26 protein-coding genes are annotated in these 23,780 nt (G+C 40.2%); 23 read left to right on the forward strand and 3 right to left on the reverse strand.

Annotated features, from left to right (window positions below; genetic code table 11):
• Window positions 1-42 precede the first annotated feature (42 nt).
• The 8 genes from T543_RS09570 (at window position 43) to T543_RS09605 (ending at window position 5,603) form a co-directional block, all read left to right on the forward strand.
• Window positions 43-477, forward strand: coding sequence for a Mini-ribonuclease 3 (locus T543_RS09570; protein WP_035767832.1), 435 nt, complete (start codon window positions 43-45; stop codon window positions 475-477).
• 32 nt (window positions 478-509) lie between these two features.
• Window positions 510-1,262: a 23S rRNA (guanosine(2251)-2'-O)-methyltransferase RlmB gene (rlmB, locus tag T543_RS09575; protein ID WP_035767834.1), complete on the forward strand. Its 753-nt coding sequence runs from the start codon at window positions 510-512 to the stop codon at window positions 1,260-1,262.
• A 15-nt stretch (window positions 1,263-1,277) separates the two neighbouring features.
• Entirely contained in the window at window positions 1,278-1,907 is a 630-nt protein-coding gene (sigH, locus tag T543_RS09580; protein ID WP_035767836.1) for an RNA polymerase sporulation sigma factor SigH, read from the forward strand.
• A gap of 120 nt (window positions 1,908-2,027) precedes the next feature.
• Window positions 2,028-2,237 (forward strand): 50S ribosomal protein L31, encoded by a 210-nt coding sequence (gene rpmE / locus T543_RS09585; protein WP_035767838.1) that lies wholly within the window; start codon window positions 2,028-2,030, stop codon window positions 2,235-2,237.
• A gap of 73 nt (window positions 2,238-2,310) precedes the next feature.
• Complete coding sequence (locus T543_RS09590) at window positions 2,311-3,273, forward strand: DUF1385 domain-containing protein (protein ID WP_035767840.1); 963 nt, start codon at window positions 2,311-2,313, stop codon at window positions 3,271-3,273.
• Window positions 3,260-4,099: a peptide chain release factor N(5)-glutamine methyltransferase gene (prmC, locus tag T543_RS09595; protein ID WP_035767842.1), complete on the forward strand. Its 840-nt coding sequence runs from the start codon at window positions 3,260-3,262 to the stop codon at window positions 4,097-4,099. Before T543_RS09590 ends, prmC begins: the two co-directional genes overlap by 14 nt.
• A 15-nt stretch (window positions 4,100-4,114) precedes the next feature.
• Complete coding sequence (gene prfA, locus T543_RS09600; protein ID WP_035767844.1) at window positions 4,115-5,185, forward strand: peptide chain release factor 1; 1,071 nt, start codon at window positions 4,115-4,117, stop codon at window positions 5,183-5,185.
• 58 nt (window positions 5,186-5,243) lie between these two features.
• Window positions 5,244-5,603 (forward strand): Hpt domain-containing protein, encoded by a 360-nt coding sequence (locus T543_RS09605; protein ID WP_051638671.1) that lies wholly within the window; start codon window positions 5,244-5,246, stop codon window positions 5,601-5,603.
• Between the two features lie 28 nt (window positions 5,604-5,631).
• On the opposite strand, the gene T543_RS09610 is transcribed toward T543_RS09605, so the two are convergent.
• Complete coding sequence (locus T543_RS09610; RefSeq protein WP_035767846.1) at window positions 5,632-6,129, reverse strand: DUF5721 family protein; 498 nt, start codon at window positions 6,127-6,129, stop codon at window positions 5,632-5,634.
• A 248-nt stretch (window positions 6,130-6,377) separates the two neighbouring features.
• Here T543_RS09610 and T543_RS09615 point away from each other — a divergent pair, with 248 nt between their 5' ends.
• The 3 genes from T543_RS09615 (at window position 6,378) to T543_RS09625 (ending at window position 8,341) form a co-directional block, all read left to right on the forward strand.
• Window positions 6,378-7,214: a DegV family protein gene (locus tag T543_RS09615; protein WP_035767848.1), complete on the forward strand. Its 837-nt coding sequence runs from the start codon at window positions 6,378-6,380 to the stop codon at window positions 7,212-7,214.
• Between the two features lie 61 nt (window positions 7,215-7,275).
• Window positions 7,276-7,569: a DUF1294 domain-containing protein gene (locus T543_RS09620; RefSeq protein WP_051638672.1), complete on the forward strand. Its 294-nt coding sequence runs from the start codon at window positions 7,276-7,278 to the stop codon at window positions 7,567-7,569.
• Between the two features lie 19 nt (window positions 7,570-7,588).
• The gene (locus tag T543_RS09625; protein ID WP_035767850.1) at window positions 7,589-8,341 is read left to right on the forward strand and encodes a hypothetical protein; all 753 of its coding nucleotides are present in this window, start codon (window positions 7,589-7,591) and stop codon (window positions 8,339-8,341) included.
• Between the two features lie 104 nt (window positions 8,342-8,445).
• Here T543_RS09625 and T543_RS09630 read toward each other — a convergent pair whose 3' ends face one another.
• The gene (locus T543_RS09630) at window positions 8,446-9,669 is read right to left on the reverse strand and encodes an argininosuccinate synthase (protein WP_035767852.1); all 1,224 of its coding nucleotides are present in this window, start codon (window positions 9,667-9,669) and stop codon (window positions 8,446-8,448) included.
• Window positions 9,670-9,955: 286 nt separating this feature from the next.
• Here T543_RS09630 and argC point away from each other — a divergent pair, with 286 nt between their 5' ends.
• The 12 genes from argC (at window position 9,956) to T543_RS09690 (ending at window position 23,173) form a co-directional block, all read left to right on the forward strand.
• Entirely contained in the window at window positions 9,956-11,011 is a 1,056-nt protein-coding gene (gene argC / locus T543_RS09635) for an N-acetyl-gamma-glutamyl-phosphate reductase (RefSeq protein ID WP_035767854.1), read from the forward strand.
• 11 nt (window positions 11,012-11,022) lie between these two features.
• The gene (locus tag T543_RS09640) at window positions 11,023-11,469 is read left to right on the forward strand and encodes a GNAT family N-acetyltransferase (RefSeq protein ID WP_035767856.1); all 447 of its coding nucleotides are present in this window, start codon (window positions 11,023-11,025) and stop codon (window positions 11,467-11,469) included.
• 10 nt (window positions 11,470-11,479) lie between these two features.
• A complete protein-coding gene (argJ, locus tag T543_RS09645; protein WP_035767858.1) occupies window positions 11,480-12,703 on the forward strand; it encodes a bifunctional ornithine acetyltransferase/N-acetylglutamate synthase in 1,224 nt (407 codons plus the stop codon).
• 20 nt (window positions 12,704-12,723) lie between these two features.
• Window positions 12,724-13,614 (forward strand): acetylglutamate kinase, encoded by an 891-nt coding sequence (gene argB / locus T543_RS09650; RefSeq protein ID WP_035767860.1) that lies wholly within the window; start codon window positions 12,724-12,726, stop codon window positions 13,612-13,614.
• 77 nt (window positions 13,615-13,691) lie between these two features.
• Window positions 13,692-14,885 carry an aspartate aminotransferase family protein gene (locus tag T543_RS09655; RefSeq protein ID WP_035767862.1) on the forward strand — a complete coding sequence of 398 codons (1,194 nt, stop codon included), beginning with the start codon at window positions 13,692-13,694 and terminating at the stop codon, window positions 14,883-14,885.
• Window positions 14,886-14,910: 25 nt separating this feature from the next.
• Entirely contained in the window at window positions 14,911-16,425 is a 1,515-nt protein-coding gene (locus T543_RS09660; RefSeq protein WP_035767863.1) for a sugar ABC transporter substrate-binding protein, read from the forward strand.
• A gap of 152 nt (window positions 16,426-16,577) precedes the next feature.
• The gene (locus T543_RS09665; protein WP_051638673.1) at window positions 16,578-17,354 is read left to right on the forward strand and encodes a helix-hairpin-helix domain-containing protein; all 777 of its coding nucleotides are present in this window, start codon (window positions 16,578-16,580) and stop codon (window positions 17,352-17,354) included.
• Window positions 17,355-17,376: 22 nt separating this feature from the next.
• Window positions 17,377-18,057: a response regulator transcription factor gene (locus T543_RS09670; RefSeq protein WP_035767866.1), complete on the forward strand. Its 681-nt coding sequence runs from the start codon at window positions 17,377-17,379 to the stop codon at window positions 18,055-18,057.
• Window positions 18,058-18,063: 6 nt separating this feature from the next.
• Complete coding sequence (locus tag T543_RS09675; protein ID WP_035767868.1) at window positions 18,064-19,539, forward strand: sensor histidine kinase; 1,476 nt, start codon at window positions 18,064-18,066, stop codon at window positions 19,537-19,539.
• A 4-nt stretch (window positions 19,540-19,543) separates the two neighbouring features.
• On the forward strand, window positions 19,544-20,482 hold the full coding sequence (locus T543_RS09680; RefSeq protein WP_035767870.1) for a GerMN domain-containing protein: 939 nt from the start codon (window positions 19,544-19,546) through the stop codon (window positions 20,480-20,482).
• 3 nt (window positions 20,483-20,485) lie between these two features.
• Entirely contained in the window at window positions 20,486-22,687 is a 2,202-nt protein-coding gene (locus tag T543_RS09685) for a DNA internalization-related competence protein ComEC/Rec2 (RefSeq protein ID WP_035767873.1), read from the forward strand.
• A 147-nt stretch (window positions 22,688-22,834) separates the two neighbouring features.
• Entirely contained in the window at window positions 22,835-23,173 is a 339-nt protein-coding gene (locus T543_RS09690; protein WP_155843221.1) for a hypothetical protein, read from the forward strand.
• Window positions 23,174-23,304: 131 nt separating this feature from the next.
• Here T543_RS09690 and T543_RS09695 read toward each other — a convergent pair whose 3' ends face one another.
• The gene (locus T543_RS09695; RefSeq protein ID WP_035767877.1) at window positions 23,305-23,712 is read right to left on the reverse strand and encodes an amino acid-binding protein; all 408 of its coding nucleotides are present in this window, start codon (window positions 23,710-23,712) and stop codon (window positions 23,305-23,307) included.
• Window positions 23,713-23,780 lie beyond the last annotated feature (68 nt).

Below are 23,780 nucleotides of genomic sequence, written 5' to 3' on the forward strand. Positions count from 1 at the left end.
CGTGATATGTAAAATGCATTAAACAGATTGGTGCAAAATAAAATGGATAATAATGTTGACCTTGCAAAAGTAATAAGAGAGAAGTTTGAGATTCCCGGGGAACCTATAAACAGATATAGTCCGCTGACTCTGGCTTTTATAGGCGATAGCGTCTATGAGATCATGATAAGGAGTATAGTTGTTCAAAAGGGTAACAGACCGGCACATGCTCTCAACAAGATGAAAATTAAATATGTAAATGCTGCTTCACAGGCAAAGATAATAGAATTCATCGAAGATTTGCTGACAGATGAGGAAGCGGACATTTACAGAAGAGGAAGAAATGCCAATTCTGCCACAAGTGCCAAAAATCAGAGTATGACTGATTACAGAAAAGCGACAGGGCTTGAAGCTCTGTGCGGGTACTTGTACCTTACGGGAGAAGTGGACAGATTATTGGAGCTGTTGAAAAAAGGTATTGAGGTTATCGACAGCTAATGTGAGTTATATTTTATTTAGCAGGAGAAGCGATGAAAGATTTTCAGGACAAAGAAAATGCCCTTACAATTGAAGGAAGAAATGCTGTAATAGAAGCTATAAGAAGCGGAAGATCAATAGATAAGATCTTTATTCTGGACGGATGCCAGGACGGACCTGTTTCTACGATCAGAAAAGAAGCTAAAAAAGCCGGGATAATGATGAAGTTTGTTTCAAGAGACAGGCTCGATCAGATATCCGAAACAGGTGCTCACCAAGGTGTTATCGCTTATGCAGCAGCTTATGATTATTCAGAGATCGATGATATTTTTGAACTTGCAAGCTCCAAGGGAGAGCCTCCGTTTATCATCCTTCTTGATAATATTGAGGATCCTCACAATCTGGGGGCTATTATCAGAACTGCTAATATTGCAGGTGCACACGGAGTTATAATACCCAAGAACAGAGCGGTAGGACTTACAGCAACTGTAGCAAAGACAAGCGCAGGAGCTCTTAACTATACACCTGTTGTCAAGGTGACCAACATGGGCAGGACAATTGATGAATTAAAGGAAAGAGGACTCTGGTTTGTCTGCGCCGATATGGACGGCGAGAGTATGTATAAACTCGACCTAAAAGGTCCCATCGGACTTGTAATTGGAAATGAAGGATCCGGAGTAAGCAAGCTCGTAAGACAGAAGTGTGATATGATCGCTTCCATTCCCATGAAAGGGCAGATCAATTCGCTCAATGCTTCCGTGGCAGCAGGCGTACTTGCTTATGAGATAGTCAGACAGCGCGGATAACAATCGGAGATTTCTATGACAAAGATATCGAGTGATGAAACAGATGAAGAACTGATAACAAGGATTCGCGATGGCGAGTCTGATATAACGGACTATCTCATTGATAAATACAAGGATATGGTACGTGTTAAGGCAGCTTCGATGTATATCCTCGGCGCTGACAAGGATGATCTTATCCAGGAGGGCATGATCGGCCTGTTTAAGGCTGTCAGGGATTATGACCCCGGCAGGGACGCAAGTTTTAAGACTTTTGCGGAGCTATGCGTATCAAGGCAGATATATACTGCAATCCAGGCTTCGAACAGGAAAAAACATGCACCTTTAAACAGCTATATATCACTCTATGCGCAGATGGGCGACTCGGATGAAAAAAAGGAGTTATCTCTTGATCAGATCCTTGAAGACATGAATGACAGTAATCCCGAGTCAATGATGATTGATCGTGAAAATACCAGGGATATAGAGGAATTCATTGAAAACGGATTAAGCGATTTTGAGAAAAACGTATTAGAGCTCCACATGACCGGGATGAGTTACACAGAAATCGCAAGAGTACTGGGACGTGATGAAAAATCCACAGATAATGCACTTTGGAGATTGAAAAACAAGATACGAAAATTCGTAGATAAAAAAACGAACAAATAGCCGTAATTCATTCTTGCATCAGCCCTTGGGGTATGATATAATGACTAAGCTGTTTGTGATTAGACAGTAATGTAACTAATGATATATTATAAGAATCATTGATATAAAAGAGGTGAAAAGATGAGACAGGAAATTCAGCCCGAATACTATCAGGCAACTGTTACTTGCAACTGCGGTAACACATTTACAGTAGGTTCTACAAAGAAGGAAATCCACGTGGAAATTTGCTCCAAGTGCCATCCTTTCTACACAGGAACACAGAAGGCTACATCTGCTCGCGGACGTATTGATAAGTTCAACCGCAAGTATGGCATGACTTCTAACAACTAATTACTGGAAATGAAATGAGGTTGAGGCTTTTGGCCTCAACCTTTTCTTTTTATTCTATTATGGGGATTGATATATGGCAAAGAAAATAAATCATTATTCGGGAATAGGCGGACAGGCTGTTTTAGAGGGAGTTATGATGAAAAATAAGGACCTGTATGCAGTTGCTGTTCGAAGAGAAAACGGCGAGATTGCTGTTGATACAGAACATTACAAGGGTGCGGGAGAGGCAATGGGACTTACTCACATTCCTTTTCTTCGCGGTGTTTTTGTGTTCTGGGATTCTCTTGTGCTTGGAATGAAAGCTCTTAATTTTTCTGCGTCACTCTATGGAGAGGAAGAGATAACTTCTCAGAAGGACCCGATTGATGCTGAGCGCAAAGAAAAGATACTGATGGGTATAACAACATTTATATCATTTGTATTTGCCATCGGTATATTCATGGTGCTTCCTTATTTTTTGAGTTCACTGTTTGAGAGTTATATCAGGAATAATTCTCTTATGGCTGTTCTTGAGGGCGTCATAAGGATTTTGATATTTATTATCTACATATTGCTTATTTCCTGTATGAAGGATATCAGAAGACTGTTCGCTTATCATGGAGCAGAGCACAAGTGTATAAACTGTATCGAGAGAGGTAAGCCTCTTACGGTTGAGAATGTCAGGGAGAGCTCAAGACTTCATAAGAGATGTGGAAGCAGCTTTATATTGTTTGTAATGCTTGTGAGTATCATTTTATTTTTCTTTATAAAAGTTGATTCTGTACCGCTTAAGGTTTTACTCAGAATATTGCTCATTCCTGTAATTGCCGGAATTTCTTATGAACTTATAAGTATTGCAGGCAGAAGCAATAACATTATCGTAAATATTATTTCTACGCCGGGATTATGGCTTCAGAGACTTACAACCAAAGAACCGGATGATGAGATGATCGAAACAGGTATCAAGTCGGTGGAAGCAGTTTTTGACTGGAAAGAGTTTTTAAATGATTCCTTTGGATATAAAATAGAGGATGAAGAGGAAAATGAAGTATCTTGATATTTACAATGAAGGTGCAGAGAAACTGAAGGCAGCAGGTGTAAATGAAGCTGCGCTGGATGCAAGGCTCCTTCTTGAATTTGTATGCGATACCGATCACAACACTCTTCTGGTACATGGAGACATGGAAGTAGAGGATGAGAAAAAAGAGCGGTATTTTGAATGCATTGATAAGAGGTCAGAGCGTATTCCCGTGGCATATATAACAAATAGCTGCGAGTTTATGGGACTTGATTTTTATGTTACAGGAGACGTGCTTATCCCTAATCAGGATACTGAGACTCTTACTGAAGAAGCGCTCAGATATATTCATGATGGCATGAGGATAATGGATTTGTGCACCGGATCGGGCTGCATAGGCCTTAGCCTTCTTAGATATTCAAATGATACACATGTGGTGGCAACGGATATTTCGGATGCTGCACTTGAAGTTGCCAAAAGGAATGCGGATAATCTTGGAGTATCAGATAGATTTATGCCGGTAAAAACTGATATTTTTCCGGAAAAAGAGGATGAGAAGTTTGATATCATAGTGTCAAACCCTCCGTATATCAGAACTTCGGTTATCGATACACTTGAACCTGAAGTTAAGAAATATGAGCCGTATATTGCACTCGATGGAAGTGAGGACGGCCTTGTGTTTTACAAAAAAATAGTGCCGGGGGCTCGCGACTACTTATATAAAAGCGGTTATCTGTTTCTGGAAATAGGATATGATCAGGGCGAAGATGTAAGAAAACTTATGGAAGATAATGGCTATAAGGATGTACAGATTATAAAAGACCTCGGCGGAAATGACAGAGTTGTTTTGGGCTGTTATTATTAAAAAGGTAGTAGTTTGATGTTTGACAGATTAGAAGATTTGGTAAGAAGATACGAAGATATAACTATGGAACTCGGAGAGCCTGACGTAGCAAACGATCAGAATCGTTTCAGGGCGCTCATGAAAGAGCAGAGTGATCTTCTTCCCATAGTTGAAAAATATAAAGAATACAAAGATTGCAAAAAGACGATCTCAGATAGCGAAGAGATGCTATCATCCGAATCCGATGAGGATATGAAGGAGATGCTGAAGGAAGAACTTTCTGATGCAAAGGACAGACTTCCTGAAATTGAAAAAGAATTAAAGATCCTGATGATCCCCAAGGACCCAAATGATGACAAGAATGTTATTGTAGAAATAAGAGCCGGTGCAGGCGGAGATGAGGCTGCTCTTTTTGCGGCTGATATGTACAGACTCTATGTAAGATATGCGGACAGACATGGCTTTAAGGTAGAGACCCTGAGTGTGGAAGATACCGGGATCGGCGGAATGAAATCGGTGAGTTTTATGATCTCGGGCACAGGCGCTTATTCAAAACTTAAATTTGAGAGCGGAGTGCACAGGGTTCAGCGAATTCCTGCTACTGAGTCAGGCGGAAGAATTCATACGTCGACGGTCACGGTTGCTATCATGCCGGAAGCATCGGAAGTGGAAGTTGATATCGATATGAATGACTGCAAATTCGATGTTTTCAGAGCATCCGGTAATGGTGGTCAGTGTGTAAATACCACAGATTCAGCGGTCAGACTTACCCATATTCCTACAGGAATCGTTATTTCCTGTCAGGATGAAAAGAGCCAGATAAAAAATAAGGCAAAAGCTTTGAAGGTACTAAGAGCAAAACTGTATGATCTGGAAATGCAGAAAGCTCACGATGCTGAGGCATCTCTTAGAAAAAGTCAGGTAGGTACCGGAGACAGATCAGAGAAGATCAGAACCTATAACTACCATCAGGGCAGGGTAACAGATCACAGGATTGGACTAACTTTGTATAAGATCGATTCTATCCTTGACGGAGATCTTGATGAACTGATAGATGCTCTTACTACTGCAAGTCAGGCAGAAAAACTATCTTCTGTAAATGATTGATCCAAAAATATAAATGGCAGCTGTTTACTTATCGTTGGTGAAATAGAGGGGGCATTATATGGATGAACGAATGAAGCAGGAGCTTATTGAATGGGGCGTGACCTGGGATGAATTATCAGATCGCTTTCTTGGTAATGAAGCTCTAATGACCAGATTTATGTTCAAGTTTTTAACTGACACCAGCTTTGCGGATTTATCGAAATATCTTAATGATAAAAATGCTGAAGAGGCTTTTAAGGCATGTCATACTTTAAAGGGAGTAACAAGTAATCTGTCACTTGATGCCATGAAAAAAGAGGTGATGGAGCTTACAGAGATACTAAGAGCCGGATCCCTTGAGGGCAGTGAAGAACTGTTTAAAACAATAGAAGTTAAATACAATTCATTAATGACTATACTTAAAAAATATGCAGACTGATGGGTCTGCATATTTTTCATTTTTCCTGTCACTGTTCTTCAAATGAGATTCCCAGGCCATCAAGAAGGGCTTCGATATGGTCATCCCATATTTTTTCGTAGGATTTGTCTAGAGTAAAACCAGATAATGCAGCTCCTGTTGTGAGGGTTATGCTGCCGCTTGCAAACTTTATCATTAAAACAAGCGATGACACTATATTTTCGAGACCACCTTCACCGGCATTTTTTAATAGATCATCCTTGTAGTCACTGGAAGTGCAGAGGATAAACTTAAAGGCAAGAGGAGTCCTCTTTCCTTTTATCAGATTATAAATCGTTCCTCTGATCTCACCCCAGCTTATGAGGTCATGTTCCGGAAGAGTATCGCCTTCATCTTCACTGTAAAAATCTTTGTTTACATGCCCGTCGACAGTGTAGTTGATCCCTGTTTTTAACTCCGTGCTTTCCATTAGAAAATTATCGAAGCTGTCTGATGCGAGGAGTTTTGACATAAATAATCTGGTGTTTTGTATCTGAAGTGATTTCATAAATGTATCTGACCTTTTCTGAAGAAATATATTCTCATTATATCAGAAATGCCAAGGCATAGAGAAGTATCCTGTAACACTTACGGATTTAGTGAAATAACGTGGCTTAAATGTGTTTACTGTGTTTACTTAAGGTTATAATTAATGCTAGAATATGTAGTACGAAAAACTACGTTAATAGCTGCCACGATACAATATCTTGTGACAGATAAAGATATGAAAATAGACTGGCGGGGATTGGATAAAATATGAGTTTTAAAATTGTTGTAGATAGTTGCACTGATTTACCAAAAGAGTACCACAATGATAAGAGATTTGAGATTGTGCCTCTTGTGCTTCAGGTAGGTGATCTTAATATTCTTGATGATGAGACTTTTGATCAGCTTGATTATATACAGAAGGTTGCAGAATGTGAAACTGTTGCAAAGTCTGCATGTCCTTCTCCTGACAGATATAAAAAGGCATATACTACAGATGCAGATGATGTATATGTAGTTACTCTTTCATCTAAACTAAGTGGAAGCTATAATAGTGCACTTATCGCAAAAGATATTTATCATGAAGAAGTCGGAGAAAAGAACATTCATGTTTTTGATTCTCTTTCAGCATGTTGCGGTCAGACCAATGTTGCTTTTAAGATACTTGAGTATGCAGAAGCAGGGCTGCCCTTCGAGGAAGTAGTTGAGAAGGTTGAAAAGTATCGCGATGGAATGGATACATATTTTGTTCTGGATTCCCTTGATACACTAAGGAAAAACGGACGTCTTACCGGAATGAAGGCTATTGTAGCCACCACACTTAATATCAAACCTGTCTGTTATGCCATAGAGGGTACAATAGCTCAGTGGGGACAGGGAATAGGGATGAGGAAGGCGCTTATTAAGATGGCTGATCTGGTTGCTCAGAGAGTTGTTGAGCCGGAAAGTAAGACCATGATGATAACCCACATAAACTGCTACGAGAGAGCAGAGGTGGTAAAGGATATGATCCTGTCAAAAGTGAATTTTAAGGACACCTTAATAGTTGACGGAGCAGGAGTTTCAACTACCTATGCCGGAGATGGTGGAATAGTAGTGACTTGTTAATTAAGATTTTTAAGCTTTGGCATTATTGCCAAGGCTTTTCTTTTTGGTTAGAATATACCTTATGAATTCACTGGAGTTGATTATTTGTTATTTTATCATTATTAATTTAATTAGCTTTCTGTCAATGGGATGGGATAAGAGAAAGGCTAAAACCCACAGATATAGGACACCGGAATCGGTTTTGTTTATTCAGGCTGTGTTGGGAGGCAGCATTGGAAGTATTCTTGGCATGTATGTTTTCAGACATAAGACCAAGCATTGGTATTTTGTGATAGGTATGCCTGTTATTCTTGTTTTGCAGATTGCGCTGGGCGTTTGTGTTTATATGGCGCCCTTTGAGATTTTGTTCAGATAAAAGTTTAGGGGAGTTACAAATGCATATTGCAGTTTTTGATGACAACATTGCTGACAGGAAGCAGATGGAGAGGCTGCTTAAACGTCAGTCTGACAGATATCAGAAGGAAGGTAAGGAACACTTCTATATAGATTCTTACGGGAATATAGAGGCTCTGCTTCGCTTTCCGCAGCTATACGACATTATTTTTATTGATATGTGCGGTGAAGAAAGTGAGAGCGAGCATTTTAAGAATGGTCTTGATGTAGCCAAGATCCTGTTTGAAGCAGGTGGAATGAAAAATGTGGTAATGTGCTCATCCAAGTATAACTACAGGGAACTGGCCAAAGAGGAAAATTTTTATGACCAGCTTCAGTTTCTCGATAAAGCAATAAGAGTAAAAGATCTGGAAGAGTGTCTTGCTGAATGTGAGAGGAGACTTGGAAGTCCTATTCCCACATTGGAACTTAGAGGTGAGACGGAAACAATATATGCACGTGAAGAAGACATTATCTGTGCCAAGGCTGATGGCCCATATAAGGTAAGTGTATTTTTCACAGGAGGAAGAGAGCTGTCGATCATATCTGATATAGTTAATCTGTATGAGGAATGTGAGATATTCGATTCTATCTGTCCCGTTTCACAGAGTGCTCTCATCAATGTGATGCATATAAAAAGTGAAAACTTTACTTCAGTTGTGATGGATAATGGCATGACAGTTAAGGTTGCCCTTACATTTAAGGGAAATATAAAGAAAGTAAAGCAGATAGTTGCTGCTAAAGAACAGGTTTAAATAAATTAATAAATATCCGGAAGGATGATACACCTGAGAAAAGGTTGTAGTCCAAATAAATAATTAAAGGTGCGATATAGTCTGTAATACCGCACCTTTTCTAATTATTTTTTACCGTTAACTTCCTGCATTTTCATAGCACGAACTTTGCAGGAAAGGCCAAATAGATTGATGAAGCCTTCTGCATCGTGGTGATCGTAGAGATCGCCGGTCTTAAAGGAGGCAATTGACTCATTATAAAGTGAGTAAGGAGATTTTGTGCCGCCCTTAATGATGTTGCCCTTGTACAGACTGAAGGTTACTTCACCTGTTACATATTTCTGGGTGGATTCAATAAATGCCTGCTCTGCTTCACGAAGAGGTGTAAACCATTTTCCTTCGTAGACAAGGTCGGCAAATTTATTGCCCATATCTTTTTTCATTGTGTAGGTGTCACGGTCAAGGATCAGTTCCTCAAGCTGCTGATGAGCTTCATAGAGGATTGTTCCGCCGGGAGTTTCATATACGCCACGTGACTTCATTCCTACAACACGGTTTTCTACTATATCTACGATACCGATTCCGTTTTCACCGCCCAGCTTGTTGAGGGTGCGGATAATATCTGAAACCTTCATTTCTTTGCCGTTTACAGACTTGGGGATGCCGCCTTCAAAAGTCATAGTAACAGTTGTTGGCTTGTCGGGAGCATCTTCAGGAGTTACACCGAGTACTAATAAGTGCTTATAATTGGGAGCCTGAGCAGGATCTTCGAGCTCAAGTCCTTCGTGAGAGATGTGCCAGATGTTACGGTCACGACTGTAACTTGAGTCAGCAGAGAAGGGAAGATTGATCCCGTGCTGCTTGCAGTATTCGATTTCAGATTCACGTGAATCCATGTTCCACTTGTCACTTCTCCATGCAGCAATGATCTTGATGTCAGGTGCAAGAGCCTTTATTCCGAGCTCGAATCGTATCTGATCGTTTCCTTTTCCGGTAGCACCATGGCAGATTGCAACAGCGCCTTCTTTTCTTGCAATCTCAACAAGCTTCTTAGCGATAAGAGGACGAGCCATGGATGTTCCCAGAAGATATTTGTTCTCGTAAACAGCGTGAGCCATTACGCAGGGAACAATATATTCATCGCAGAATTCATCAGTTACATCAAGTATATACAGCTTTGAAGCACCGCAGCTTGTAGCTCTCTCTTCAAGACCATCCAGTTCTTCTTCCTGACCACAGTCAATGCAAACACATATTACTTCATAATCGAAATTTTCCTTAAGCCACGGAATGATAGCAGTTGTATCAAGTCCGCCGGAATATGCAAGAATTACTTTTTCCTTTGCCATGATGTTTCTCCTTTGATTTTTGATTGATTTAGTTCAATATACATCAATGAAAAAAATAAAACAAGTACTTTATGCATAAAAATTTAAAAAATACAAAATAAAATGCATAAAAATAAATAAATACTTGCATAATATTCAAAAAGTATGTATGCTTATGCAATAGAAAAACTTTTGAAATGTGTTGTCTTTACGTACATTTATATATGGAGTGATATAATAAAGCAGTGCATAAAGTTCTATCGATGCATTTCGGGAATTCAATTCTTATTCTAAGGAAGGTTTCAATATGATAAAGGCAGGTATTATAGGTTCAACCGGTTATGCCGGCGCAGAGATAGCAAGAATTTTGCATAGCCATCCGATGGCAGAGGTTGTATGGTACGGATCACACAGCTATATCGATGAGAGATTCTCTTCTATATATGGAAACTTTTTTGAAATAGTTGATGAGAAGTGCCTTGATGATAATATGGAAGAACTCTCTGAGAAGGTAGATGTGATATTTACCGCAACTCCCCAGGGATTGTGCGCAGGTCTCGTAAACGAGGATATTCTAAAGAAGGTTAAGATAATTGACCTGTCTGCTGATTTCAGAATAAAAGACAAAGATGTATATGAAAAGTGGTACGGCATCACTCATAAATCGCCGCAGTTTATTAAGGAAGCAGTTTATGGTCTGTGTGAAATAAACAGAGAAGATATAAAGAATGCGAGAATTGTAGCTAACCCCGGCTGCTATACCACATGCTCAATCTTAACGGCATATCCGCTTGTTAAGGAAAAGCTGATCGACACCGGGACACTTATAGTAGATGCGCTCAGTGGAACATCCGGAGCCGGAAGAGGTGCGAAGGTAGCAAATCTTTTCTGTGAAGTTAATGAGAGCGTAAAGCCTTATGGAGTTGCAAGTCACAGACACACCCCGGAGATTGAAGAACAGCTGGGATACGCGGCCGGAAGTGAAGTTATGATAAACTTCACACCTCATCTTATACCGATGAACAGGGGGATTCTTGCAACGGAATATGCGACTCTTATTAAGAAGAAAGATGGTTCTCTTCCTACCAAAGAAGAGATAAGAAGCGCGTATGAAAAATATTACAAGGATGAGAAATTCATAAGGCTTCTTCCTGATGGTGTTTATCCTGAGACAAGATGGGTTGAAACGAGTAATTACGTCGATATAGGGTTTAAGATAGATGAGCGCACGGGCAGGATCATTATGATGGGCGCAATTGATAACCTGGTTAAAGGAGCAGCCGGACAGGCTGTTCAGAACATGAACATTTTATTTGGACTTGAAGAAAGTATGGGACTGGACATGGTGCCTGTATTCCCGTGAGGAGATTTATTATGGTTCGGACTATGAAAATAGAAGACTATGATGAGGTCTTCAAATTATGGAATTCGATAGACGGATTTGGGATAAGGACAGTTGATGATTCAAGAGAAGGCATCGAGATGTTCTTAAAGAGAAATCCAACCACAAGCGCGGTATATGAAAAAGACGGAAAGATAGTCGGCGCAATATTGTGCGGACACGACGGAAGAAGAGCTTGCTTTTACCACGTATGTGTGAGTAAGGATTACAGAAGACACGGCATAGGCAAAAAGATGGTCGAGTTTTGTAAGGAAAAGCTAAAGGAAGAGAAAATCTGCAAGGTCTGTCTTAATGCTTTTGTGACCAACAAAGTCGGAAATGCTTTCTGGCAGCGCATGGGATGGAACCTTAGAGATGATATGAACTATTATGATCTTGCACTCAATGATAATAATCTGACCGAGTTTGTAAAGGCGTAAGGAGAGAGAAATGAAAGTAATAGATGGCGGGGTAACCGCAGCAAAAGGCTTCAAGGCAGCAAGTACCGCTGCCGGAATAAAATACAAAGACAGAAAGGATATGCTACTTATTTACAGTGATTCACCCTGCACGTCTGCCGGTGTGTTCACAAGTAATGTAGTTAAAGCTGCGCCTGTTATGTGGGACAAGGCGATAGTTGATGATATCGATGCTGTCCATGCTATTGTGGGTAACTCCGGAATAGCTAATGCATGTACGGGAAAAGAGGGTGAAGATATCTGCAAAAAGACAGCCGGATATGTAGCAAGCCTGCTCGATATACCCGAGAAGTCCGTGCTTGTTGCTTCAACAGGCGTTATCGGTATGCAGATGAATATGGATTCTATCCGCAAGGGAATAGACAAGATGGTTACTGAGCTCGATGATACGATCGAAGCCGGAGCGGGTGCTGCAAAGGCAATTATGACAACCGATACACATTCAAAAGAAATGGCTGTTCAGTTTGATATTTCCGGTACTACCTGCACGATGGGAGCTCTTGCAAAGGGATCCGGAATGATCCATCCCAATATGTGCACCATGCTGTCCTTTATTACGACAGATGTGGCTATTTCTCATGATCTGTTAAGGAAAGCTCTGAAAAAAGTAGTTGTTGATACTTTCAACATGATTTCTGTAGATGGTGATATGTCCACCAACGATTCACTAATGATAATTGCAAACGGCGAAGCCGGTAATAAAGAAATAATAACTGAAGATGATGATTACAAGTGCTTTGAAGATGCACTCTTTACCATTTGCAGGGAGATGGCAAAGAAGCTTGCAGGAGATGGTGAAGGCGCAACAGCACTTTTTACAGCGCATGTATACAACGCACAGACCAAGGAAGATGCCAGGACACTTGCAAAATCAGTTATCTGCTCTTCGCTTACAAAAGCCATGATCTACGGACATGATGCCAACTTCGGAAGAATACTGTGCGCACTTGGATACAGCGGAGCAGATTTTGATCCGAATAAGATAGAACTTAGCATTGAAAGCAGTAAGGGAAGTGTACTCCTTTATAAAAACGGAGATCCGCTCGAATTTGATGAAGACTACGCAACAGCGATACTTTCTGAAAAAGAGGTTATCGCAAATGTAAATATGAATGCAGGAACAGAGGAAGCAACAGCCTGGGGATGCGATCTCACGTACGATTATGTAAAGATTAATGCCGACTACAGAAGCTGACATTTACTTTGGAGGATGATATGGATAAATATATGCAGGAAGTCATGAAAAAAGCAGAGGTCTTGATAGAAGCCCTGCCCTATATTCAGAAGTTTAACCGCAAAGTGATCGTTGTAAAATACGGCGGAAGTGCGATGGAGAGCGAGGAGTTTCAGAAGAATGTAATAAAGGATGTTACACTTCTTAAACTAGTAGGCTTCAAGCCCATAATTGTTCACGGAGGCGGCAAAGCTATCAGCAAGTGGGTCGGAAAAGTCGGAAAGGAAGCTGAGTTTGTAAACGGGCTTAGAGTAACCGACAGCGAGACCATGGAAATTGCTGAGATGGTCCTTTCAAGAGTAAATAAGTGCCTTGTGAGGATGGTTCAGGAAATCGGTGTGAAAGCAGTCGGTATAAGCGGCAAGGACTCGGGCCTTTTAAAAGCAAAAAAGAAGCTCTCAGATGGAAAAGACATAGGATATGTAGGTGAAGTATGTCAGGTAGATCCTCAGGTTTTGTATGACCTTCTGGATAATGATTATCTTCCTATCGTTGCTCCTGTGGGAATGGATGAAAATTTTGAGACTTACAATATCAATGCTGACGATGCGGCCTGTGCTATAGCCAAGGCACTTCATGCCGATAAGCTTGTTTTCCTTACAGATATTGAAGGCGTGTACAGGGATATAAATGATCCCGAGTCTTTTATATCAAGACTTACATGCTCTGAGGCTGATGCGCTCATAGCAAGCGGAAACATCGGAGGAGGCATGCTTCCAAAGCTGTCAAATTGTACTGATGCTGTCAGAGGCGGTGTTAACAGAGTGCATATTCTTGATGGAAGAATTCCTCATTGTCTGCTTCTGGAGTTCTTCACCAATAAGGGTGTTGGAACCATGTTCATGAGTGATCAGGATGAAAATGCGGACTGATTTTTTATTGAATAGGAAATTTCTCCGAAATTTCTATTCAACAAAAAAGTTCATATGAAAAATAGGGAGATACCGGTATGAGTGAAAATATGAAAGAATACATTGATGAAGCCGAAAAAGTACTGCTTCACACATATAACAGATTCCAGATCGTACTTGATAAAGGAAATGGAGTTACTTTATATGACCTTGATGGAAAAGAATATCTTGATTTTGTCTCCGGCATAGGAGTATTTGCCCTGGGGTATGGTAATAAGGAATACAATGATGCCTTAAAAAATCAGATTGATAAGATTATTCATACTTCCAATTACTACTACAATGTTCCTGCTATCGAGGCTGCCAAAAAGCTGAAAAAAGTATCCAAAATGGACAGGATATTTTTTACAAACAGCGGTGCTGAGGCGGTTGAGGGCGCTCTTAAGACTGCAAGAAAATATGCATTTTTAAGAGACGGACATACCGACCATGAAATCATAGCCATGGAGCATTCATTCCATGGAAGAACCTTCGGAGCTTTGTCGGTAACAGGTAATGCCCATTACAGAGAAGCTTTTGAGCCGCTGATCGGAAGTATCAGATTTGCACAGTATAACGACCTTGAAAGCGTAAAGCGCCTTGTAAATAAGAAGACCTGTGCGATCATCATGGAGACAGTTCAGGGCGAAGGCGGAATTTATCCGGCCACAGAAGAGTTTATAAAGGGAGTAAGAAAAATCTGTGATGAAAATGATATTATTCTTATTCTCGATGAAATCCAGTGCGGAATGGGACGAACAGGCTATATGTATGCATGGCAGAAGTTCGGAGTAAAACCTGATGTTATGACAAGTGCCAAAGCTCTTGGATGCGGAGTGCCTGTGGGTGCATTTTTGATGACTGAAAAAGTTGCGGAAAGTTCACTCGTTGCAGGCGATCACGGAACTACATACGGCGGCAATCCTCTTGCCTGTGCAGCAATAGATAAAGTCCTTGATTTATTTGAGTCTAACCATATAATAGATAACGTGAAAGAGGTTTCCTCATATCTTGAGGAAAAGCTGGATGAATTGAAGGATCGTTATGACTTTATTGTCGACAGAAGAGGCAGTGGACTCCTTCAGGGACTTGAATTTGATCATCCGGTATCGGATACGATAAATAAGGCACTTGAGAATGGGCTTATCCTGATAAATGCAGGAACAAATGTAATAAGATTTATTCCGCCGCTTGTCATCACCAAAGAGGATGTTGACAGGATGATAGCTATATTGGAGCCTTGCCTTACGTAAATAACAGATAAGAAAAGGATTTTATATGAAGCTTAAGTTTCGAATCATAGGAGCTGCATGTGTGCTTTTGGCTGCAGGAGGAGCAATTTTTTATGCTATGTCAGGGCAGAATATACAGGATGAAGCACCGATTTTTACTGCAGGTGGCAAGACCACTGTGAAGCTGTGGTACACAGATGAAGCACTTACAGATTATCTTACGGGAAAAGCTGTTGAGTACAACAACATGGCTAATGATACCCGTGTCGAGATAGAGTTGGCATCAGCGCTTGAATATCTTGAAAATATAGGAAAAGCATCAGTAGAAGGAGATGATTTTCCCGATGTTTTCATAACGACAAATGATACTCTGGAAAAAGCTTATCTTGCAGGACTTGCAACGGAGATTTCAAGGCAGGATGTACTTAGTGATGAGACCTACGGTTACAGCGATGCTGCTCTTAATGCGGTTTCATATAAAGGAAAATATATAGCTTATCCATATTATTTCGAGACCAGCTCACTTTTATATAACAAAACATATCTGTCAGATTATGTTAAGGAGTCGCTTCAGGCAGAAATTGATGCAAAAGAAGGAGAAGAAGCACAGGCTGAGATTGACGCAGGGAATATAGATACCGATGAGGGAACAGAGGTTGTTGCAGAGGAGGAGACTACTTCTGAGCCTAATGAGGCTGCAGGAGAAAGCGCTATCAGCGAAGAAGAGCTTGATGCAGCTATAAATGCCGAGCTTCCTGATACTATCGAAGATATTCTTGTTTTTGCAGATGATTATAATGCTCCCGAAGCGGTAGAGTCTGTATTTAAATGGGATGTATCCGACATATTCTGTAATTATTTCTTTGTCGGAAATTATCTGAACATGGGCGGAGCTGCGGGAGATGATATCTCTCAGATAGATGTTTACAATGATAATACTATAAACTGCATGAGCTTTTATCAGCAGCTTAATCAGTTTTTTGCTATCGATGAGGACGAAGTCAGCTATGACAAGGTAATACAGGATTTCATAGATGGAAAAACAGTATTTACCGTTGCAATGTCTGATGCTGTGGCCAAGATCGAGCAGGCAAAGGCAGAGGGCAATTGTTCGTTTGATTACGGCGTAACTGTTATGCCGGGACTTAATTCAACTTATTCAACAAGGACTATGTCTGTTACAGATTGCCTTGTAGTAAACGGATATTCAGAGCATCCTCAGGAAGCAGATGATTTTGCATGTTTTCTTGCTACTGAGGGAACTGATGCAATGTATAACATGAGCGGCAAGATGCTGGCTCACAGCAAGGTGAATTATGCCAATGAATCACTTAACTCTTTTGTAAGTGTATATGCTAATTCCGTTCCACTTCCAAAGATGATCGCTACCAGCAATTTCTGGGTCCAGCTTGAAATCGCCTTTTCAAATATCTGGGATGGTGCAAATGTTAATGATACTTTGAAGTCATTATCAGAGTCCGTAAAACTCCAGATAGGAGGCGAGGCAGTTGAGGAAGAACGCCTCGCAGATCCTACTGTGATCATAACGGATACAGAATAAACAAAAAAAGTGCCTAAGGGGCATTTTTTTTTGTAATTGTTACGAAAATATTACAGGCATCTTGCATGCTTAATATTTTTCAGCTATTATGATGAGTGGGCTAAAAGCCTAATTTTATGCGTGGTGGGGACCTCTGTTTATTCGGAGGAAACATGCAAAAATATTTATTTAAAACTTGTTTTATTACAATTTTTATGTCGGTATTATTATTTACCGGATGCAGTAAAAAAAATAACGAAATTGTGCTAGATATGCAGGAAGATATCGGTTCGCAGGATGATGCCATTTCCAAAGAAGGAGCTTTTTTGGAACAATCTTCAAAAAATGAGTCTGCGACAGATATTGCATCAGATCAGGACTCTGCTTATGAAGATAAAAAAGAGAGCGGACAGGCGCAGAGTGACGTAGCGGATACGCAAACAAAAGCGCAGGATGATCAAGCTATGGTCATCTATGTATGCGGGGCTGTTGAGTGTGAAGGCGTTTACGAGCTTGGATCCGGAAGCAGGGTTGTGGATGCGGTTAAGGCAGCAGGAGGTTTTTCATCTGATGCCGATACTTCATATCTGAATCAGGCGCAGATTCTTGAAGATGGTGTTAAGATCAGGATACCAACACGAGAGGAAGTAGCAGCACTTGAGGGTGATGCTAAGGGCAGTGCGGAAGACAACTTTATAGAAAACAGTTCTACTGATAAGACTGCGGACAATAATTCTTCAAGTAATGATGCAGCAGGGACTAAGGTGAATATCAATACTGCGACAGAGGATGAACTTACCTCTATTCCCGGAATCGGACCCAGTAAAGCATCAAGTATCATAAGCTACAGAGAAGAGAACGGTAAGTTTTCATCGATAGAAGACATCATGAATGTCACGGGGATTAAAGACAAGTTTTTTGCCAGGATCAAAGACTATATAACAGTATAATAATCAAGTGGAGTGTTTTAAAATGGCTAACAAGGTTCTTGTTGTAGATGATGAGAGGACAATTGTAAAAGGTATCAAATTCAGTCTTGAGCAGGACGGAATGAAAGTTGACTGCGCTTATGACGGAGAGGAAGCCGTTAATCTGGCTAAGGCGAATACATACGATATTATCCTTCTGGATGTAATGCTTCCTGTTATTGATGGATTTGAAGTATGTCAACAGATAAGAGAATTTTCACAGGTGCCTATCGTTATGCTCACAGCCAAGGGCGATGATATGGACAAGATTCTCGGACTTGATTATGGTGCAGATGACTATATTACAAAGCCTTTTAACATCCTTGAAGTAAAAGCAAGAATAAAAGCCATTATGAGACGTACATCCAAACAGGATAAGGAAGTAAGCGTTCTTACTTTCGGTTCACTTGTTGTTAACGAAGAGTACAGAAGAGTATATGTAGGTGACAGAGAGATCAACCTTACCAGCCGTGAGTTTGATGTTCTGGAGTTTCTTGTTGCTACACCCGGTAAGGTATATAACAGAAGCGAACTCCTTCATGCAATATGGGGTGAGGATTTCCCGGGAGATGAGAGAACAGTTGATGTTCACGTAAGACGTCTTAGAGAGAAACTCGAAAGTAACCCTTCAGAGCCCAGATACGTGCGTACAAAGTGGGGCTCAGGATACTATTTTCAGGCATGATAAGTTATGATACAGAATCCATTTAAAAGTCTTAGGTTCAGAATATTTCTTCTTGTTTTTTTTACAGGAATACTCTCATGTTTTGCAATTCATTTTGCAATCATTGAAAGCTATGAGGACAGGGCGGTAAGTGTCAGAGAGTCGGAGGTTTCAACACAACTGATGATACTGGCAAACCACCTTATCAATTATAGCTATTTCTCAGATACCACATCGGAGGTCATAAATGCAGAGCTTGATCTTCTTGCCAATCTGTATGACGGCCGTGTTATGGTTATCGATGACAATCTCAGGATCAGAAAAGATACATATGGTATCAGCGATGGTAAGATAATAATCTCCGAAGAGGTTGTAAGATGCCTGAAAAAGGGTACTACCGGGACTACTGCCGCTTATGATAAGAATAACGGCTATATTGAAATGACAGCGCCTATCACAGAATCTCTCACCTATGAGAGCGGAGACGTTGCACCATTTATGGACGTTAAACAGGATGTTGTCAGAGGCGTAGTGCTCATCAGTGTTTCTACAGATAACATTTCTGCTACCATGGATATCCTTACCAGAAGAGCAGTGACAATAGAGATAATTGCAGTAATACTTATCCTTGTTCTTGCGTGGTGGATGTCGGGAAAACTCCTTAGACCATTCGATAAGATTACAGCTTCGATCAGCAATATCAAATTGGGATTGTCCAATGATCCTATAGAAGCGTCGAATTATCTTGAGACAGAGCATATTATTCAGGCGTTTAATCAGTTATTAGCCAAGATGAATGCTCTTGATGCATCAAGACAGGAGTTTGTATCAAATGTATCACATGAGCTCAAGACTCCTATTACATCAATGAAGGTGCTTGCAGATTCGCTTATCGCTGAGGAAAATGTACCAAACGAAGTGTACAAGGACTTCATGATCGACATCGGAGCTGAGGTTGACAGAGAAAATCAGATAATAAACGATCTGCTTGAACTTGTTAAAATGGACAAAAAAGCAGTAGATCTAAACATTTCATCTGTCGACATAGTTGCTATGATGGAGGTTATCCTAAAGAGACTAAGACCTATTGCAAGAAAGCATAATATAGAGCTTACACTTGAGACTACAAGAGAGATCACAGCTGAAATAGACGAAGTAAAACTCTCTCTTGCGCTGATGAATCTTGTGGAGAATGCTGTAAAATACAATAAGGATGACGGATACGTAAGAGTTAAGCTTGATGCCGATCATCAGTATTTTACATGTGAGATCAGTGATTCAGGAATAGGAATACCTGAGGATAGCTTAGATAAGATATATGAGAGATTCTATCGCGTGGATAAGTCCAGATCGCGAGAGATTGGCGGAACAGGACTTGGACTTGCCATAACACATCGTGCTATTTTGATGCACCGCGGAACAATAGAAGTTGAGAGTCAAGAAGACGTTGGAACTACATTTACAGTAAAGATTCCTCTGATCTATATGCAATCATTTGAATAAAAATATGAGTGGAAACAGGATTATATTTACTAATTTCATAGCGGTATTTGTCGTAGCACTTGTGCTTATAAATGGGTGTGCGGGAAAAGACTCGGAGGATAATGACAGTATAATCGATGTCTATTATCTGAACTCCGAAGAAACCGGAATACTGTCCCAGAAGTATGAAGTGCAGTCAGATATGGATGATACAGAAGCGGTTGTAGATGAGCTTTTAGTACAGATGGAGACCATGCCGGAAAAACTCGAGTATGAGGCTCCTATTTATGGTGCGGTAAATCTTACATCATACGTACTGCAGGGAGGACTCCTTACTCTTAATTTCGATGCAAGATACAATGAGAATGACACCGTTACGGAGATTCTGGACAGAGCTGCTGTTGTAAGAACCCTGAGCCAGGTGCCGGGAGTTGACTATGTAACTTTCATGGTCGCAGGGACACCTCTTAAGGACAGTACCGGCAACATCATAGGAAATATGTCAGCTGACAACTTTGTCTATAATGCCGGCAATGAAATAAATACCTATGAAAAGGTTGAGCTCGTTTTATATTTTGCATCAGAGGAAGGAAACAGTCTGATCCCGGTATACAGAAATGTGGTATACAACAGTAATATACTTATGCAGCGACTTGCTGTTGAGCAGGTTTTAAAGGGACCCAACACCGATGCGGCTCTTCCTACACTTAATCCGCAGACCAAGATCAATTCTGTTTCTGTACGAGACGGTGTATGTTATGTGGATTTTGATAACAGTTTCCTTGTCCAGCCTTACGCAGTGACAGCAGAAACTGCTATTTATTCATTGGTCAATACTCTTTGTGCGATAACTGATGTTAATAAAGTTCAGATATCTGTAGGCGGATCTACAGATGTGATCTTTATGGATACGTTGTCATTGAACACAGTTTTTGAAAGAAATCTTGATATAGTAGAAGAATAATTTATGAAAAGACCGCTATGCATCTTTATGATGCTCATAGCTTTGTCTGTCTGGCTTCTCATGGCAGTTATGCCTTATGAGGAGCATCTTACTGTGCCTGATCAGGCATCAGTTACCAAAATAGGATTTGTAGAAGGTAAAGAAAAGAAAAAAGATACTGATGTTGTATATCTGAAAGCCCCGGGGGAAGAGGGACTTTTGATGCTGCATTTGATGGAGGGACAGGAGGTTCCGGCTTACGGCAGAGTTATAAAAGTGCGCGGAAAGTGCATGGCTTTTCAGAACGCTACAAATCCCGGAGAGTTTGACAGTAAAAGCTACTACAGAATATTAAAAATTTCATACAGAATAGTTGATGTAAGAATACTGGACGTGCGTGGAAGTGCGGACGTATATAAAGAGTCCCTGTACAAAATAAAGACAGGACTTGAGGAGAGCCTTGAAAAATGCATGGATGAAAAGGATGCAGGTGTAATGGAGGCTATTCTTCTTGGGGATAAGAACAACCTTGACGATGAAATAAAGGACTCCTATAAGCGAAATGGGATCATTCACATTATCGCGGTATCAGGACTTCATATTTCGATCATCGGATTTGGTCTGTACAAGCTTCTTAGGAGGATGTCACTACATACTTTTCTTTCTGCGCTTTTATCGATATTTATTATGTATTCATATGGAGTTATGTGCGGGATGAGCACCTCAGCTTACAGGGCAATCTTTATGTTTGTGGCAAAGGTTTTGGCTGATGTAATAGGGCGAACCTATGATATGCTATCTGCAATGGCATTATGTGCGATACTGATCCTTATAGAACAGCCACTATATTTATCTCACAGCGGATTTCTCATGTCATTTGGGGCAATAATAGGTATAGGCTATGTTCACCCGGCCCTTCCCGAATGGCTAAGGGAAGGCAGACTTAAGATTTTTTCTGCAGGGACGGCAATAACACTTGTAAATCTGCCGGTCTATACCTCCTTTTACTATACATTTCCTGTCATATCCGCAATCCTTAATATTCTTGTACTTCCGCTTATGTCGCTGCTTATATTGTTTGGACTTGCGACAGCTTTTGCAGGGTGCTTAGTGATCGGCCTTGGAAAAGTTTTTGCGGTCATTGTACATTTCATCCTTTCCTGGTTTATGTTATGCTGCCTTGCCGGAGAGCAAATCTACGGAAGCACGTGGTATGTCGGGCACTCAGAGAAAATACAGGTATTTATTTACCTACTGTGTCTTTTTATATTTGTATTTTTTAATGAATACAGGATAAAGCCTGTGCACGAATGGCTAAAGACAAAGCCAAAGAAACTCAGAAAGGCAGCAGGCTATCTAAGATATGCCGCAATTGCTGCAGGGCTTGTGATCTTATGCATAAGAATAAAACAGCCCCTTACAATAACCTTTATAGATGTGGGACAGGGTGACGGAATCGTTCTTGAAACTCCGGATGCAAATTATCTTATAGATGGAGGAAGCACATCCAAAAAGAATCTGGGAAAATATCAGCTTATTCCGTTTTTGGCATACGAGGGCATAGGGAAACTGGATGCGGTAATTCTGACTCATGAGGATGAGGATCATTTAAGCGGCATAATAGAGCTTTTTGAAGATATGAGCAAAAACAGGGGCAGTATACAGGTTAAGAATCTAATCTTGCCGGATATAGCAGATGAGTCAAAAGGAGAAAATTATAAAAAGCTTGAGGAGTATGCAAAAAATCTTAATATTGCTATATCGTACATAGGAAGAGGAGATAAGATAAATTCCGGATATTTATACATGAAGTGCCTTGGACCTGTATCCGGCATGCAAACAGATGAGCCTAATGCCTACTCGACCGTTATGTATGTAAAACTTAGAAGCTTTAAGGCTCTGTTTACAGGGGATGTGGAAAAAGAAGGACAAAGCAGCCTGAAAGGCTATATTAAGAAAGACATGGAGGAATTCGAGAATATAACACTGCTTAAGGTTGCACATCATGGGAGCAGATATACGACAGATGAAGAATTCCTAAACATGATAAAACCGAAGATTGCTGTAATAAGCTGCGGAGTAAATAATAAGTACAATCATCCGCATAGGGAACTGCTTAAAAGGCTAGGTGATGCGGGCAGTAGTATATATACAACTGCAGAAAACGGTGCAATTACAGTGACGACAAATGGAAAAACAATGCAAATAAGCAATTTTTGTAAGTAAAAGGGCAAAAAATGTACAATTACGACGAAAACGCAAATGTCAAGTACGAGTTTTGAATAAAACTGTTCATGTTTGGTAAACACGTTTTAGTAAATGCTGTGTATAATAAAATCAGATAGTTTATATGGAAAGGATTTTGCTGGATATATGAGACGTTTAGTTGCAGTGATATTGCTTCTTGGCGCACTCCTTACATATGATATCGGGAATGTGTTACCTGTATATGCGTCGACGACTTATGAGGGAATTACCGTCAGCGAAGATGAAAACACTTCAGAAGAAAATGCTGAATCATCTTCAGATGAAGATACATCAGATGACGGAGAAGTATTAGGTGTTCAAAGAAAAGAATCAGACAGGTTTATTCTTGGACTTGAATTTGCGATATCTCTTACATTTGTCGTTGGCCTTTTAGCAGCTGGCCGAGGGGTAATGACAGTAGAAAAAGATGATAAAGACAGTAATAATACTGATGGCGGCGCGTGAATTGATGGATTTAAGGCGTGATAGTATTTGTCGGCAAAATTTTTTTAGGGTATGAAAATTTAATATAAGTATCAAAAAACGCGGATTGGGGAATCCGCGTTTTGCTTTTTTATGATATAAAAAAGCATTATTTATGAGATGGAATTATAGCCTTTGTTTACCAGAATATTTTCTACGGCATGAACATCATCAGTATGCATTACCATAATAGGAAGGCCGGAATCTCTGTTGAATGAAAGATATGTATAATTTACATTTATGTTGCTATCGTAAAGTGCCTTGAGAATCTTATCGAAAGCTCCTACTTCATCCGGACATTCTATTGCCAGAACAGAAGTGGTTTTGCAGATAAAACCTGCTGCTTTTAAAACTTCAAGACTCTTCTCGGGATCAGATACCACCATTCTTATAATGCCGTATTCAGCAGTATCATTGGTTACTGAACCGAGAATATTTATGTTATTGTCTTTTAAAATACCGGTGATTTTCTGAAAACAACCCTTTTTGTTTTCAGCATAGATAGATACCTGTTTAAGCATTGTTTCTCCTCCAATCAGATGCCATAGGTACATAACAATATGCAGATGCCCTATGACTCAACTATTTT

It is taken from the genome of Butyrivibrio sp. NC2002, from assembly GCF_000702265.1.
Taxonomy (GTDB): Bacteria; Bacillota; Clostridia; order Lachnospirales; family Lachnospiraceae; genus Butyrivibrio.